Below are 13,067 nucleotides of genomic sequence, written 5' to 3'. Positions count from 1 at the left end.
CTAAAGTGCTTGCCACTTTGCTGATCTCTATATTCAATTCTTCTTAACACTGGGGCTTTTCTTTTTAGGGCATGTGCGCTATTCAGCTGAATGGTTTCATCTTTTAGAATACCTTTGGATTCAAGCACTGGATGTTGCTGGATCACCTGATACACAGATTTAGGCCTAAAACGTGTGACAAATCCAATGTTTTGAGCAGTCAGATTTGCATACCATTGGTAATCGACATAGCCTTTATCAAAAACTACAATGCTGCCAGCAGGAAACTGGAATTTGCGGCCTTGTACCATGTCATTTTCTTTGCCATTTTCAACTGCAACAAACTCAGGAATATCATTGCTGTGATTCAATCCTATACTGAGTTTCATGCTGGCTTTTGAGTCGTGAACTTTGGCCCATTCACATAAGGAAAGCGACAGGTCAATATGACTGGCATCCAAGGAATACAAGGGATTCTTAAAGCGAAATTTATGAGCTACTTTTGAGTGTTCATAGTATTTAAGCAACTTGTAAAATAGCTGTTGATACAAGGCAGCAGGCTGCTGCTCATTGATTCGTGCCAGCGTGCTTCGGGGAATAGACTTTGCTCCGAGATGACTTAGCTTTTCCTGTTGGCACTCCAAATTGGATTGAATATCTCTCAGACTTTGCCTACAAGAGAATTGAGACATCAATATGGCAATAAACTGATCCCACCGGGAAGCCGCTCTAAATTTCTGTCCAACATGGTGTACTTTAGCAAGTTGTTCAAAATCCTGTCGCACAACAGGTTTAATTAGCTCATGAAATACGGTATTCTGATGGGACAAAACCTGAATCCTGGTCGTTAAAGTGTTTGTTTGCACTCATATTTTAACTGTTAGGACTCAGGTTTTTTTATTTAAAGCAAACTATGGGACAGCAGTGGTCTTCGGGCCTCTTTTTGTTTTTACCTGAATACTGATCTCCCATGTCTAACTTATCCTCTGAATCCTCAATATGGAAAGCGAAGCTCCCCCAGCTTTCTCTGATTTTAATTACCATCATTTGAGGTACAACCTTTGTGGTGGTGAAATACGGACTGACCTTTGCCAGTCCCGTGCTTTTTGTCGCCTTGCGCTTTATGGCTGCTGCTATTGCCGTAACACTCATTTCCTGGAAATATCTCAAAGACATGACCGCTTTTGAAGTTTTTGCTGGTGCGGTCATCGGATTGCTCATTGCACTGGGCTATGGCACGCAAACAGTTGGACTACAAACGATTAGCAGTAGTGAGTCAGCCTTTTTAACCGCATTATATGTTCCACTCGTGCCTATCTTGCTATGGATGCTGTTTCGTAAAAAACCACATGTCATGACATGGATTGGGGCGGCCTTGCCTTTTTAGGTCTGGTCTTCTTAACAGGAAATGGCTTTGGTGCGATTCAACTGAGTTTTGGACAGCTACTGACAATTTTGGGTTCGATTGCAATTGCACTTGAAATCATCTTTATCAGTTACTTTGCACCGAAGGTAAATACGCGCCGCGTGACCGTGTTGCAGCTGATTTTCGCATCACTGTTCTGCTTTATTATGGCAGCAATGCTCGGCGAACCTCAGCTACCGGAGTTCCATCCTCACCTTGCCATCATTTTAGTTGGCCTCGGTATAGCCAGCGCAGTGATTCAACTGGTCATGAACTGGGCACAGGAAATAGTTGATCCTTCTCAGGCTGCCATCATCTATGCAGGTGAACCGATCTGGGCCAGTCTGTTTGGCCGACTCGCTGGAGAACGTTTACCTGCTCTGGCTTTATTGGGCGGATTAATGGTGGTACTGGGTGTAATTGCCAGTGAATGGAAACCAAAGTTTTTAAGAACAGAAAAAAGGGAAGAATTGAAGGAAGATCTCTCTTAATTTTTCCTCACCCTAACCCTTTATGAATCTCCCTAAATCCCCTTTAAAAAAGGGGGATTTTTTATATCTATATTGAATTTTAAAAAGAGACCATTTTGCCCAGATTGACCAAAGCACTAAAATTATAGGCCGTTTTCGCCATTAGAATCACCACCGGTGCAAGTACTCGACCAAATAGGATATCTTGATGCTGGATACTGGTTAACATATTAAAGTCATCGGCTTTGCCATGGAAGTCATCCGCAATCGCTTTACCAATACCCACAGTTTGCGCCACGCCATGACCACTCCAACCTTGTACCGCATAGATTGGAAATTTATCACCAAACTTGCGGCTGTCGGCTGCACCATTCATGGTCAGATCAGTAGTACCACTCCAGACAAAATCAAGTTCGACCTGTTTTAACTGCGGGAAGACATGCTGAATAGTGCTTACCTGATTCGGATATTCTGCTGCCAAAAATCATAGAGCTATAAAAAAGAGCAGCGATATACTGCTCTTTCCAGATCCCAATTTGATTTATCGATACATCGGCAGATTATCATTCAAACGCATAATCCCGCGAATTGCACGATACACAATCCAGATCCAAGCCAAGCCAATCACAATCAGGCAGAAAGTGGTAGCACCAAATGCTACACCTGCAAACAGATCCGGATCTTCACCGGTAAAGAACAGGAAGAAAAATGGAACAAAGGCAACGATATTCCAGATCAGATACCACCAAAAGGTGCGGATCTGCCAGGTAAAATGGCTCTCGAAAATTGTGCCGCGAACCGAACTGCGTTTCACATAGTTAATTACCAGCGCAATGACAGCAAGCAGGCCACCGGTAAAGATCGCCACAATATAAAGAATATATAGAATAAGAGTCAGTGTGCGGTTAGGGTCCTTGTCAATCGAATAGTTCATACCCTCTCCTTTTTATCAATTTCCCTTAAATATTTAAGCCGTTTAAAGGGGAAATAAGCCATAGAATCAAAATGATGTTAAAGGCTATGGTACAAAAATAAATCTGACGGAATGGTTGTTTTTGTGTTTTATGTCTCAGTTTTTGTTGGGCCAGCCAAGCTGCCGGCCAACCTCCAAGAAAAGCCACCAGATGTAGCGCATTTTCAGGAATACGGCGATTACCGAGTTGGGCTGCTTCCTTGTCTTGGGCGTAGAGCCAGTAACTCAATATATTCATTAAACTAATCAGCAACACTACCATCCCGCTCAACAGGCCACTGAAACTGAGTACCACAAGCGCCAGAATATATCCCACACAGAGGATTTGCATCGGCTGCAAATTTTCTTTTTTATTATTTATGCTAGTTTTCTGTTTAGCCGTCAACGCCTTGATTTGGGCAGCTTTGAGATAAGTCACCTGCTGAGCACGATAACGGCCCTGATTATCCACAATCACGGCATAATCTAAGGCACAACCCACAATCGGGCGCGGACCAAGGCGCGCAAAGTCCTTAATGTGCAGAAACACACGTTCCTTGCCGGCATCATTTGGCTGAATAAAACCATAGCCTTTTTCATCAAACCATTCCACCAAACGCCCTTGATCACGCATATTGTTGTTCCTGTTGGTTAAGCGGTGACAAACTTAAGTCGTTCGATCAACATATTACGCATTTCTTCCGGATTCTTTTGCAGGATATCGTTTCCGGTACGGCCTTGAGCCGCATTTTTCTGTGCCACTTGTAAACGCATCATCCAGAAACGACCGGCTGCCATCGCCAGGTAAAGCTGCAGACAGGCTTTTTCATCCTCAGTCAAAGGACGGATACTTTCATAAGCCTTTAAAAAAGCAACTGCACGTTCTTCATTCAAGGTCACTGCAGGATAATCTGTGCAGAAGTCATTTAAGGTAATAGCAATATCAAACAGCAGCTCATCTTTATTCAATTCATAAAAATCCAGAATGCCATTGAGCTGATCCCCCTCAAACAGGGTATTGTCACGGAACAGATCTGAGTGAATAAAGCCACGTGGGCGATCAGTATAAACGGCTGTCAATGCTTCATACAGGCCGAGCAACTTACCTAACAGGACTTTATCAGCAGCATTCAGGGTTGGCTTGATTTCCTGCGCCACGGCATACCAGTAGGCATGATCACGCACGAATTCGCGTTCCAGTTTAAAATCTTTTAGCGCTACATGCATTTTTGCCTGCGCAATGGCAATGGCTTCGGCCTGAGCCTTAGTCGCTGACATAGGATGTTCGCCCAGCATCCGTGGCGCGATCTGGGCTGGCTTTCCTTTAATGCTATGAATGGTCTTGCCTGAATGCGATAATGGGACAGGCACAGCCACCCCTACCTGTCCCAGATGCTCAAGTACGGGAACCAGTTCACCAGCAGCCTGTTCATCCATGTCCTCGAACACAGTCAATACATATTGCTGGTCTTCACAGACCAGAAAGTAGTTGGTGTTCTGGATACCTCCTTGAATGGGAATCAGATCAATCGGCTTGAGACCATAAGGCGCTGCAAAATCCTGAACTTCCTTTAAAGTCAAAGTGGTATAAACCGACATAGAAAACCTGCGAAAAAACTTACATATTTTTGCTAGAATACCGTTTCCATCTGCCAAGGTGTAGCGCTTGCGTGGGTGAGTTTCATAATCGGCTGTAATAATTGGAAAAATTTATGCTAGCTAAACGTATTATTCCTTGCCTCGACGTTGATAATGGTCGTGTGGTCAAGGGTGTTCAGTTCCTTGATATTCGTGATGCGGGCGACCCAGTCGAAGTGGCGCGTCGCTATAATGAGCAAGGTGCCGATGAAATTACTTTCCTTGATATTACCGCTACACATCATGGACGTGACACGACTTATCGTACTGTAGAGCGCATGGCCGAATCTGTATTCGTACCGTTAACTGTAGGTGGTGGTGTCCGTAAAGTTGAAGATATCCGTTTACTGTTAAATGCTGGCGCGGATAAAGTCAGCATTAACTCAGCAGCTATTTATAATCCTGAATTCGTCCAGGAGGCTTCTCAGCGTTTTGGTGCACAATGTATCGTGGTGGCTATTGATGCCAAGAAAACCGGCGAGAATAAATGGGAAATCTTTACCCACGGTGGCCGCAAGGAAACGGGTATTGATGCGATTGAATGGGCCGTGAAAATGGCGGACTACGGCGCCGGTGAACTATTAGTGACCTCAATGGATGCTGATGGTACCAAAGCGGGCTATGACCTGGCCCTCATGCGTACCATTAATGACCGTGTTAACATTCCAACAATTGCTTCTGGTGGTGTCGGTAACCTGCAACATCTGGCGGACGGGATTTTAAAAGGGCGCGCAGATGCTGTACTTGCAGCCTCAATCTTCCACTTCGGCCAGCATACCATTCCAGAAGCAAAAGCTTATCTGGCAGCGCAAGGCATTGAAATGCGTCTTTAATTCTTTTTAGAGGCAAGATCTGAAAAAGGCATGTTAATCATGCCTTTTTTATTACTTGAAAATTTAAGCACATGAATTATGGACAAAAAAAAGGAGTCTTGCGACTCCCTATAAAACCAAGAATAGACTACAGCGCTTGGTGTCAACATAACCAGTAAAATCTAACCATAACTCAAGTATTCATACCAACCTGTCAGCGTTAGGCTATATCGCTGACAGGTGTAAATATAGGTCAAAAAACACCCCGAATATTGACAATTTAAGCAGGATTTATTGACAAATCACGACAAAAATAGCGTGCAAATGCATTTTATTTCCTTATCTAAAACTTCTAGGTTTCTTTTAAGGGTTTAAGGCTCTATTTTTTTCAACCCATTTGACTGGAAAGATTTGCTGAATACTGCTGCTCAGGGCTTGAGAAACCGGTTTGGTTAGATAGATGCCGAGTGGATTTTGTTCCTGTAATTCAGGCGATGAAATCACCCGTGTCCCCATAACGTAGTCAAACCATGGTCGGGTCACACACCAGTTGGCATCCTGATTACTATTCATATGATGGTCATAATGCCAGGGAATTTTTCGCTTGGCCCATTCTGGTTCCAGATGTGCCCGACGATGCACATAATAATAATTGCAGGCACTATAAAGCACTGCGAGCGACATTCCTTTTGAAACTGGATAAAAGACTAGGCCAAATACACTGGCAACAACAACCAGAGATCCAATTTCATTACGGGTACGCCAGTTCTGCCAGCCTTCTACATAGCCATGATCAGAGAATGCCGTCTTACGCACCTCCCGATGATGCTCCCAGTGTGAACGCATGCTCTGCGGTACTGGACTGTAGCGCGCCTGACCTTTGCGAGGTATACCATGCAGAATATATTTATGCGCAAACCATTCAAAACCATTGGCAATTACCAGTCCTGCCAGAAAACCTTTTAGCATTGTCTGTCCCTCCTTTTTATTTACTATAGGTGAGCTAAAAGGCTAGATATTGACCACAAAATTCAATATGATTGACAAAACACGACAAAAAGAATTAAAAAATGCACAGCATACAGGACGATGCAGGCACGGTTTATGGAGGTCTGGGACATTTGTTGCTGGAGTTCTATCTATCCAAACAACTCCCCATTCCAGAAAAACTACTCGCTATACAGGACGTTGAACGCTTTGAATTTGTCATCTGGCGTGAGTTGCTCATGCAATTACAGCAAAAGTTGCAGACTCCTGCCTTAGGCTTGGAAATTGCTAATTTCGTACAACCCCGACATCTGGGCATTATTGCCTATCTGGCGCTGTCCTGTGAAACCTTGGGCGAAGCCATGATGCGCTATCATGACTATCATCGTCTGGTCTATGACGGCAGTCCTTTAGAAGTCCGTGTCGAAAATGACTACCTGTCAATTGCCTGGGTCGATGTTCCTCTAAATCTGGCGACTCAATTGACTGATGAAGTCGCCATGGCATTGATGCTGAAATTTGTACGTTCGCTGATGGCTACCGATGATATTCACTTACATGAAGTCCATTTCCGCCAGCCGACCAACAAGTATCTCAATCTGTATGAACAGTACTTCCGTTGCAAGGTTCGTTTTGATCAGCCAAAGAGTGTGATTTTTATGCATGTTTCTGAACTGGCAAAACCATTACGTCAAGGTGACCAGACGCTACAGAAGCTGTTAAAACAACAGGCAGAAGCCTTATTGGAAAAACTGCCGAATACTTCACAGATAGATCATCGGATTCAGCAGGCGATCCTGACCGGACTGCAAAAAAACATGTTTCAGATTGAGCATATTGCCCGTCAGTTACACTGGTCGGTTCGGCAGTTGCAGCGTCATTTGCAAAAACAGGGCAAGACCTATCAGCAGCGAATGCAGGAAATCCGTTTTATGCTGGCCCAACAATATTTGACCGATGAAAATCTAAGCCTGCACGAGATTTCCCTGTTATTGGGTTATTCAGAACAAAGTGCCTTCCAGCGTGCCTTTAAGCAGTGGACCCGCCAGACGCCGCAACAGTGGCGCTCAGACTATCTGAAAAACAAAACACAGGAGAAATTTTTAGATTACCCAATATCAAATTTAGATTTTTGAGTAAAAATAATAAAGATAATTCAAGAGAAATAAACTTTTAAACCTGAATAAAAAAAGCTCATAGTAATCCTGAGCTTTTTCTGTTTCACATGGAAGAGTCATGAAATTTTAAAAAATGACCCATTATAAAAATGGATTATCAATTTCCTGAGCGTCATCACGCTGGATCTTGTCAGGCAGATCCGGGGTATTTTCCAGTTGCTGTACCACATCATTGAGTAGCGCCTGCAAGGCCTTGGCTGCTTTCAGTCCGGCCTGATCCTTGGTTAACTGCAAGTTTCCATAAAGGCTGACACAGTCCACATCATTTTCAATGGTCAGGTCATGAATCGCATGTGATTCGGTGCCGTTTTCATAAGGTTTAAACATTTTTTCTGTCGCTTCCTTGTTGTTTTTTAATTGTACCGGACCGATTTATGCTACCTGAATCCTGTCTGGCACAACAGAATTATTTCAAAAGCTGTAAAATGAACTGTAGCACTGCTTCCAGCAATTGCTTGATCAATGCACCTTGCGGATCATTATTGTCTGCTGCGTCACTAGTGGAGCCCTCAGATGTTGAAGTATTCCCGCTCACAGACGTACGACCTCCACCAGAACGTTTGAATTCCTCTTGTAATGCTTCCAGGTCACTCTTGGATACATCTTCGGCGCACTGGCTTTCTGCATCCCAGTTTGCATAGGTGATAGGCTTATTGGCCTTCACCTCGCTGGCTTTCAAAGGCAGCTTATAGGTATTACGTTTCTGTTCTTCAGTCAGTTGCGGGAAGATGTTGATATTAACCAGTTCCTCCAGGGCACAGACGCTGATGATCTGGACTTTTGGTGCCGGATTTTTCAGGTTGTTATCCACATAATACACCCCGGCTGCACCAGTTTTCGGCATATATACCGCTTTATAGGTCGCATTCGGTACGATTACGCCTTTGCCAATCGTCTCCAGCTTTTTCGCGCTATAAACCGGTCCCGTAACCACATAGACATCCTGTTTCTGTTTAGTCACCACCGCACGGGTGGCTTCTTCCAGTTCACGCCACGCCTGCTGATTGTTCTTCGGGGCTTGCGGTACCATGTTGGCTAAGGAGAAACTGTCAAACTGTGCCTGCTTGGTTGGCATATCAGCATTTGGCGCCATATGGCCACGGTCATAGCCAGTACCACGGTAATCTGCCAGAGTTGCACGATGCGCCGAACTGACACGTTCTTCCTCATGGAAGCTGTCTTCACGCGGAATCTTTTGACTCAGGCGAGATGGCGTCAATATTTCTGCCACCCATAATGGTGTTTTGGAGACACCAGAATACATGACATTAAAGCCGTTAAAGCACAGTGCATAGCTGTTCTTTTTTAAGCTGTCCTTCATTAAGTAGGGGGGCATATCCCGGTAAAACTGATCCAGACAGGCAGAATTTGATGGTGAAGACAGCGATACCCACTGGCTGATTTTTTCTTGACCGAAGGCAATCGCAAAACTACCCGATGCCACCACACCCAGGATAATTTTTACAGTATTTTCGTTAAGGAACTGAAAGACAGGATTTTTTTTGGTGCGTTGCTTCTTGGCCATGATTACAGCTACTTTAGAACATCTACAGCGGGTGTTGCCGAGCTTAACAAGCCCTGTAAGCCGTGTATATCATGACATTTCTAATCGATTAACAAATAAGCGATATGTAAATAAACATCTATTAAGTATGTAACAGCCTGTCGGTTTTTTACGAATACTTGAACTAGATTTCAACCCATTTATGTAGCTTTCCTTGCTGCCTACTCTTTAATTATGCAATTGTAAGAACCTCTAATTCCTCGAAGAAATATACGAAGGAGCATTGTGATGTTATCGCTGAAGAAAAACTCCCATACTTGCAAAACTCATTATTCAAAATTACTGGCTCTAGGTGTATTTACCAGTGTAATGAGCCTCAGTGCATTGGCTGAACCACGAGTACAGCCGGGCGAAACATTAGAAAGCCTGTCCAAGGCACGAATTAGCACCACTGTAAACGGTCAGAATGCTTCTCTGGAAAATTTGGTCAATTCTGGTCAGATTCGTTTAGTGCAGCCAAGTCAGGCACCTGCTATGCAAAGTAATCCGTCGTCTGGCATGCAATCTGGTCAGCCGGGCATGTCTCAGGCTCCGGGTATGATGCGCCATTCTCAAGATCCTGCCATGATGCGACAAGATGCAACTCCAGGCATGCAGCAACCCAACGATCCCCGTACTCTGCCTGAAATGCAGCAACATTCCCCGATGACACCAGCAGGCTCTACTGCTCCAGGTGTAACTACTCCATAACGGGTCTGAAAACAGATATTAAAAAACCAGAGCTAAACTCTGGTTTTTTTTATTTTGAATATTGTTGCTAGATTTCGATCTGGCTACCAAGTTCCACCACCCGGTTAGTTGGAATCTGATAGAAATCACTCACCGGACTGGTATTACGTTGCATTGAGATAAACAGTTTTTCACGCCATGGTGACATGCCTTCTCCGATTGCATGAATTACCCGGTCACGAGAGATAAAGAAACTGATCTGCATCAGATCATAATCAAAGCCCCATTCCGTGTAGGCTTGCTTGACCGCCCGTGGAATATCAGGCTGATCCTTGAAACCGAAGTAGGCATAAATCCTATAAAAATGCTCATTCAGCTTTTCAACTTCTACCCGATCTTCCTCTCCCACAAAGGGAATATCCCGGGTAATCACCGTAACCATAATATTACGTTGATGCAGTACTTTGTTATGCTTGATGTTATGCAGCATGGCATGTGGTACGACATCCGGAGTTCCGGTCAGGAAAATGGCATCTCCCGGCACAAACTGGGTCCCCCCACCGGTAGAAACACTCTTGATAAATAGCTCAATTGGCAAGGTATTTTGCTGCATACGTTTGAGTAACAGTTCGCGGCCATCCTTCCAAGTCATGAGTATCGTAAACAATACTGCGCCAAGCATGATTGGCACCCAGCCACCAGAATAGATTTTCAGTGAAGTAGATGCGACAAAAATTAGATCGAGCGCCAGAAAAGGAGCCGCGAATAATAGTACTTTCCAGATTGGCCAGCGCCAGAAACCATAAGCCAAAATAGAGATCAAGATCGTGCCACAGAGCATGGTCATGGTTACTGCCACCCCATAGGCGCTGGCAAGTCTCGCACTGTTCTCAAATAACAAAATCAGAATCACGACCGAAATAAACAGCATCCAGTTAATGAATGGCAGATAAATCTGGCCACGTTCTTCAGCTGAAGTGTGTTTCACGCTCAAACGTGGTAAATAGCGCAGCTGAATTGCCTGATTGACCATCGAGAATACCCCGGTAATCACGGCTTGTGAGGCAATGACCGCAGCAGCCGTTGCCAGACCAATCATTGGATAGAGGCTCCATTCCGGCAGCAGCATATAGAATGGATTAGCCAAAGCTTCTGGACTACGTAGCAGAAGCGCACCCTGTCCTGCATAATTGAGTAACAGACATGGCAAGACAATAATGAACCAGGCCAGACGAATTGGCAGGCGACCAAAATGTCCCATATCTGCATAAATCGCTTCGCCTCCGGTCATGGTCAGAATCACTGCGCCCATGGTCAGGAAAGCCACATAAGGTTGATCTACCACAAAATGATAAGCCCAATAAGGGTTAATCATATGCAGGACTGTCGGCGTCTGGATGATACTCCATAGACCAAAGCCACCAATCGACAGGAACCACAGCAAAGTCAGTGGACCAAAAAATTTACCCATGGTCCCGGTACCATGACGCTGTACCAGAAACAGGCCGGCAATGATTCCGATGGATAAGGGCTCCAGCCATTTATTAAACACTGGCGTAGCAATACTCAATCCTTCAATGGCAGAGAGTACAGAAATCGCAGGTGTAATAATCCCATCACCAAAGAACAATGAAGCACCAATAAAGCCTAAAGCAATCAGATAAATCTTTTTCTTATCCGAGATTAGTGTGGTTCGCAGGTTGAGGGCCAGCAGTGACATGATGCCGCCCTCCCCATTGTTGTCAGCACGCATGATGATGGTGACGTATTTAAAACTCACTGTCAGCATGATGCACCAGAAGATCAGGGAGAGAATGCCCAGTACCGAGGCTTCGCTGATAGCAAGATGCGAGGTCAGGAAACATTGGCGTAGTGCATAAAGAGGACTGGTACCAATATCACCAAAAACGACCCCAAGCGCAGCCAGCGTAATGACTGGTAAAGCTGCTTTTTGTGCAGTACTTTGCATATATTGTCTTCGTTTTAGAAAGCATTTTTGCGAATCATAGCACTGCCTCCAAACTTTTTCTGCAAATCAATTGTTTCAAGCTTGGCAGACTGGTTTTTTTTCTATATCATCCACCGCCATGGTGAGGTGTCCGAGTGGCTGAAGGAGCACGCCTGGAAAGTGTGTATACGTTTATAGCGTATCGAGGGTTCGAATCCCTCTCTCACCGCCAAGATTCATGATCATGTAGCCACATGATGTCTTAAAAGGTCTAAATCCGAAGGATTTAGACCTTTTTTTGGCTGTAATTAAATATCATGCTGCAATTTCACTATTGGCTATTCCTCAACGCCTTCATTTTTAGCTCCTAGAAAAGCATAAATATTCCTCAAACGACACGTTGTTTGTCATAAGCAGTAATTAAAAATTAAATACTTATAAGATTTTGCGACACATAATGACAAAGAGTTGCGACTCATAAGCTGTCATTTTTAAAGTTTTGCGACACAATTAATGTCATTTTCTAAAAAATGAATTTCCATCAACAGTTTACTATATTAAATAGGGGTTGATAGTTAGCCGTCAGTTACATTAATTTGATGTAATACAATCTCAAAATTATAGAAAGAATCTAATTAATGTACTTACCCCCTCATTTTGAAGAAAGACGACTAGAACTTCTTCATGATTTAATGAAAAAACATCCTTTCGGTTGTGTCGTTACATATTCTAATGGTGAGTTAGATGCTAATCATCTTCCTTTTGAGATAGTGTCTGATAAGGGGGATTTTGGTAAGTTATTAGCTCATATATCGAGACAGAATCCTTTGGCTGAAGTTTTAAAGAATGATGCCGATGTACTTGTAATATTTCGCATTGATGATGTTTATATCTCTCCTAATTGGTATGTAGGAAAATTTGAACATCATAAAGTTGTTCCAACTTGGAACTACGTAGTTATTCATGCAAAAGGTAAAGCTAGGATTATTGAAGATGAAAAAGTATTAAGAGGTATTCTAGCTCGTCTTACTAGAGAACATGAATCCAATCAAAATGTCCCTTGGAAAATGACAGATGCACCATCTGAATTTATTAGTGAAAGAATGAAACATATTGTAGGAATACAAATTGAGATTACCGACTTAGTTGGAAAATTCAAATTAAGTCAAAATAGAAATAAAAATGATATTTCAAGTGTAGCTACGGCTTTAGCTTCTAAAGGTAAAAGCGATTTAAGTAATCTAATGCTAAGTATTTCAAATGTAAAAGAAACATAGATTAATTAGTAATTCCTAAAGGTAACATAATAAGAATTATGTGAGCTTACATACTTCATGACGTTATTAATAAAAAACCGCCAATCAATATGGCGGTTTTTTATTAATGACAACTTATGTGTCGTTCAATGACATTTTATGTGTCGCAAATGACAACTTATGTGTCGCGTGACGATATTTAATCAGGT

General features: G+C 43.3%; 12 protein-coding genes, 1 tRNA gene and 2 pseudogenes. 6 read left to right on the top strand and 9 right to left on the bottom strand.

Translation table 11 applies throughout. From position 1 onward, the window contains the following. On the bottom strand, positions 1-809 hold an 809-nt coding region (locus tag F899_RS02325), incomplete at its 3' end, for an IS4-like element ISAbe18 family transposase (RefSeq protein ID WP_005220672.1). Positions 810-1,042: 233 nt separating this feature from the next. Between F899_RS02325 and F899_RS02320 the strand changes: the two are divergent. Beyond that, positions 1,043-1,875: pseudogene (locus tag F899_RS02320) on the top strand (DMT family transporter). A 79-nt stretch (positions 1,876-1,954) separates the two neighbouring features. On the opposite strand, the pseudogene F899_RS02315 reads toward F899_RS02320, so the two are convergent. From F899_RS02315 to F899_RS02300, 4 genes and pseudogenes are all read right to left on the bottom strand, one after another. Further along, positions 1,955-2,302, bottom strand: a pseudogene (locus F899_RS02315) (FAD-binding oxidoreductase); the annotation flags it as partial. 93 nt (positions 2,303-2,395) lie between these two features. Next, the gene (locus F899_RS02310) at positions 2,396-2,788 is read right to left on the bottom strand and encodes a DUF4870 family protein (protein WP_005220665.1); all 393 of its coding nucleotides are present in this window, start codon (positions 2,786-2,788) and stop codon (positions 2,396-2,398) included. 25 nt (positions 2,789-2,813) lie between these two features. Next, positions 2,814-3,440, bottom strand: coding sequence for a DUF1294 domain-containing protein (locus tag F899_RS02305; RefSeq protein ID WP_005220663.1), 627 nt, complete (start codon positions 3,438-3,440; stop codon positions 2,814-2,816). 17 nt (positions 3,441-3,457) lie between these two features. Next, positions 3,458-4,405 (bottom strand): homoserine kinase, encoded by a 948-nt coding sequence (locus tag F899_RS02300; RefSeq protein WP_005220661.1) that lies wholly within the window; start codon positions 4,403-4,405, stop codon positions 3,458-3,460. Between the two features lie 113 nt (positions 4,406-4,518). On the opposite strand from F899_RS02300, the gene hisF reads away from it, so the two are divergent. Continuing rightward, on the top strand, positions 4,519-5,277 hold the full coding sequence (hisF, locus tag F899_RS02295) for an imidazole glycerol phosphate synthase subunit HisF (RefSeq protein WP_005220659.1): 759 nt from the start codon (positions 4,519-4,521) through the stop codon (positions 5,275-5,277). 342 nt (positions 5,278-5,619) lie between these two features. On the opposite strand, the gene F899_RS02290 is transcribed toward hisF, so the two are convergent. Next, positions 5,620-6,225: a sterol desaturase family protein gene (locus F899_RS02290; RefSeq protein ID WP_005220657.1), complete on the bottom strand. Its 606-nt coding sequence runs from the start codon at positions 6,223-6,225 to the stop codon at positions 5,620-5,622. A 101-nt stretch (positions 6,226-6,326) separates the two neighbouring features. On the opposite strand from F899_RS02290, the gene F899_RS02285 reads away from it, so the two are divergent. Beyond that, on the top strand, positions 6,327-7,379 hold the full coding sequence (locus tag F899_RS02285) for an AraC family transcriptional regulator (protein WP_005220654.1): 1,053 nt from the start codon (positions 6,327-6,329) through the stop codon (positions 7,377-7,379). A gap of 123 nt (positions 7,380-7,502) precedes the next feature. Here F899_RS02285 and F899_RS02280 read toward each other — a convergent pair whose 3' ends face one another. Together F899_RS02280 and F899_RS02275 are read right to left on the bottom strand one after the other, a co-directional pair. Next, positions 7,503-7,748 (bottom strand): hypothetical protein, encoded by a 246-nt coding sequence (locus F899_RS02280; protein WP_004813651.1) that lies wholly within the window; start codon positions 7,746-7,748, stop codon positions 7,503-7,505. A 79-nt stretch (positions 7,749-7,827) separates the two neighbouring features. Further along, a complete protein-coding gene (locus F899_RS02275; RefSeq protein ID WP_005220652.1) occupies positions 7,828-8,946 on the bottom strand; it encodes a DNA/RNA non-specific endonuclease in 1,119 nt (372 codons plus the stop codon). Between the two features lie 267 nt (positions 8,947-9,213). Between F899_RS02275 and F899_RS16035 the strand changes: the two genes are divergently transcribed. Continuing rightward, the gene (locus tag F899_RS16035; RefSeq protein ID WP_005220649.1) at positions 9,214-9,675 is read left to right on the top strand and encodes a hypothetical protein; all 462 of its coding nucleotides are present in this window, start codon (positions 9,214-9,216) and stop codon (positions 9,673-9,675) included. 67 nt (positions 9,676-9,742) lie between these two features. Here the strand turns inward: F899_RS16035 and F899_RS02265 are convergent, their stop codons facing one another. After that, positions 9,743-11,623 (bottom strand): potassium transporter Kup, encoded by a 1,881-nt coding sequence (locus F899_RS02265; RefSeq protein WP_005220646.1) that lies wholly within the window; start codon positions 11,621-11,623, stop codon positions 9,743-9,745. Positions 11,624-11,743: 120 nt separating this feature from the next. On the opposite strand from F899_RS02265, the gene F899_RS02260 reads away from it, so the two are divergent. Next, positions 11,744-11,834, top strand: a tRNA-Ser gene (locus tag F899_RS02260). A 406-nt stretch (positions 11,835-12,240) separates the two neighbouring features. Then, positions 12,241-12,879 (top strand): FMN-binding negative transcriptional regulator, encoded by a 639-nt coding sequence (locus tag F899_RS02255; protein ID WP_005220644.1) that lies wholly within the window; start codon positions 12,241-12,243, stop codon positions 12,877-12,879. Positions 12,880-13,067 lie beyond the last annotated feature (188 nt).

The sequence above is a fragment of the Acinetobacter sp. CIP 101934 genome, from assembly GCF_000369585.1.
Lineage (GTDB): Bacteria > Pseudomonadota > Gammaproteobacteria > Pseudomonadales > Moraxellaceae > Acinetobacter > Acinetobacter schindleri.
This window is presented reverse-complemented; position numbering and strand designations above follow the sequence as displayed.

What these genes read in the sequence shown, in the direction of transcription:
- F899_RS02310 (WP_005220665.1), bottom strand. Translation starts at nt 2,788, where the DNA reads ATGAACTATTCGATTGACAAGGACCCTAACCGCACACTGACTCTTATT.
- F899_RS02305 (WP_005220663.1), bottom strand. Translation starts at nt 3,440, where the DNA reads ATGCGTGATCAAGGGCGTTTGGTGGAATGGTTTGATGAAAAAGGCTAT.
- F899_RS02300 (WP_005220661.1), bottom strand. Translation starts at nt 4,405, where the DNA reads ATGTCGGTTTATACCACTTTGACTTTAAAGGAAGTTCAGGATTTTGCA.
- hisF (WP_005220659.1), top strand. Translation starts at nt 4,519, where the DNA reads ATGCTAGCTAAACGTATTATTCCTTGCCTCGACGTTGATAATGGTCGT.
- F899_RS02290 (WP_005220657.1), bottom strand. Translation starts at nt 6,225, where the DNA reads ATGCTAAAAGGTTTTCTGGCAGGACTGGTAATTGCCAATGGTTTTGAA.
- F899_RS02285 (WP_005220654.1), top strand. Translation starts at nt 6,327, where the DNA reads ATGCACAGCATACAGGACGATGCAGGCACGGTTTATGGAGGTCTGGGA.
- F899_RS02280 (WP_004813651.1), bottom strand. Translation starts at nt 7,748, where the DNA reads ATGTTTAAACCTTATGAAAACGGCACCGAATCACATGCGATTCATGAC.
- F899_RS02275 (WP_005220652.1), bottom strand. Translation starts at nt 8,946, where the DNA reads ATGGCCAAGAAGCAACGCACCAAAAAAAATCCTGTCTTTCAGTTCCTT.
- F899_RS16035 (WP_005220649.1), top strand. Translation starts at nt 9,214, where the DNA reads ATGTTATCGCTGAAGAAAAACTCCCATACTTGCAAAACTCATTATTCA.
- F899_RS02265 (WP_005220646.1), bottom strand. Translation starts at nt 11,623, where the DNA reads ATGCAAAGTACTGCACAAAAAGCAGCTTTACCAGTCATTACGCTGGCT.
- F899_RS02255 (WP_005220644.1), top strand. Translation starts at nt 12,241, where the DNA reads ATGTACTTACCCCCTCATTTTGAAGAAAGACGACTAGAACTTCTTCAT.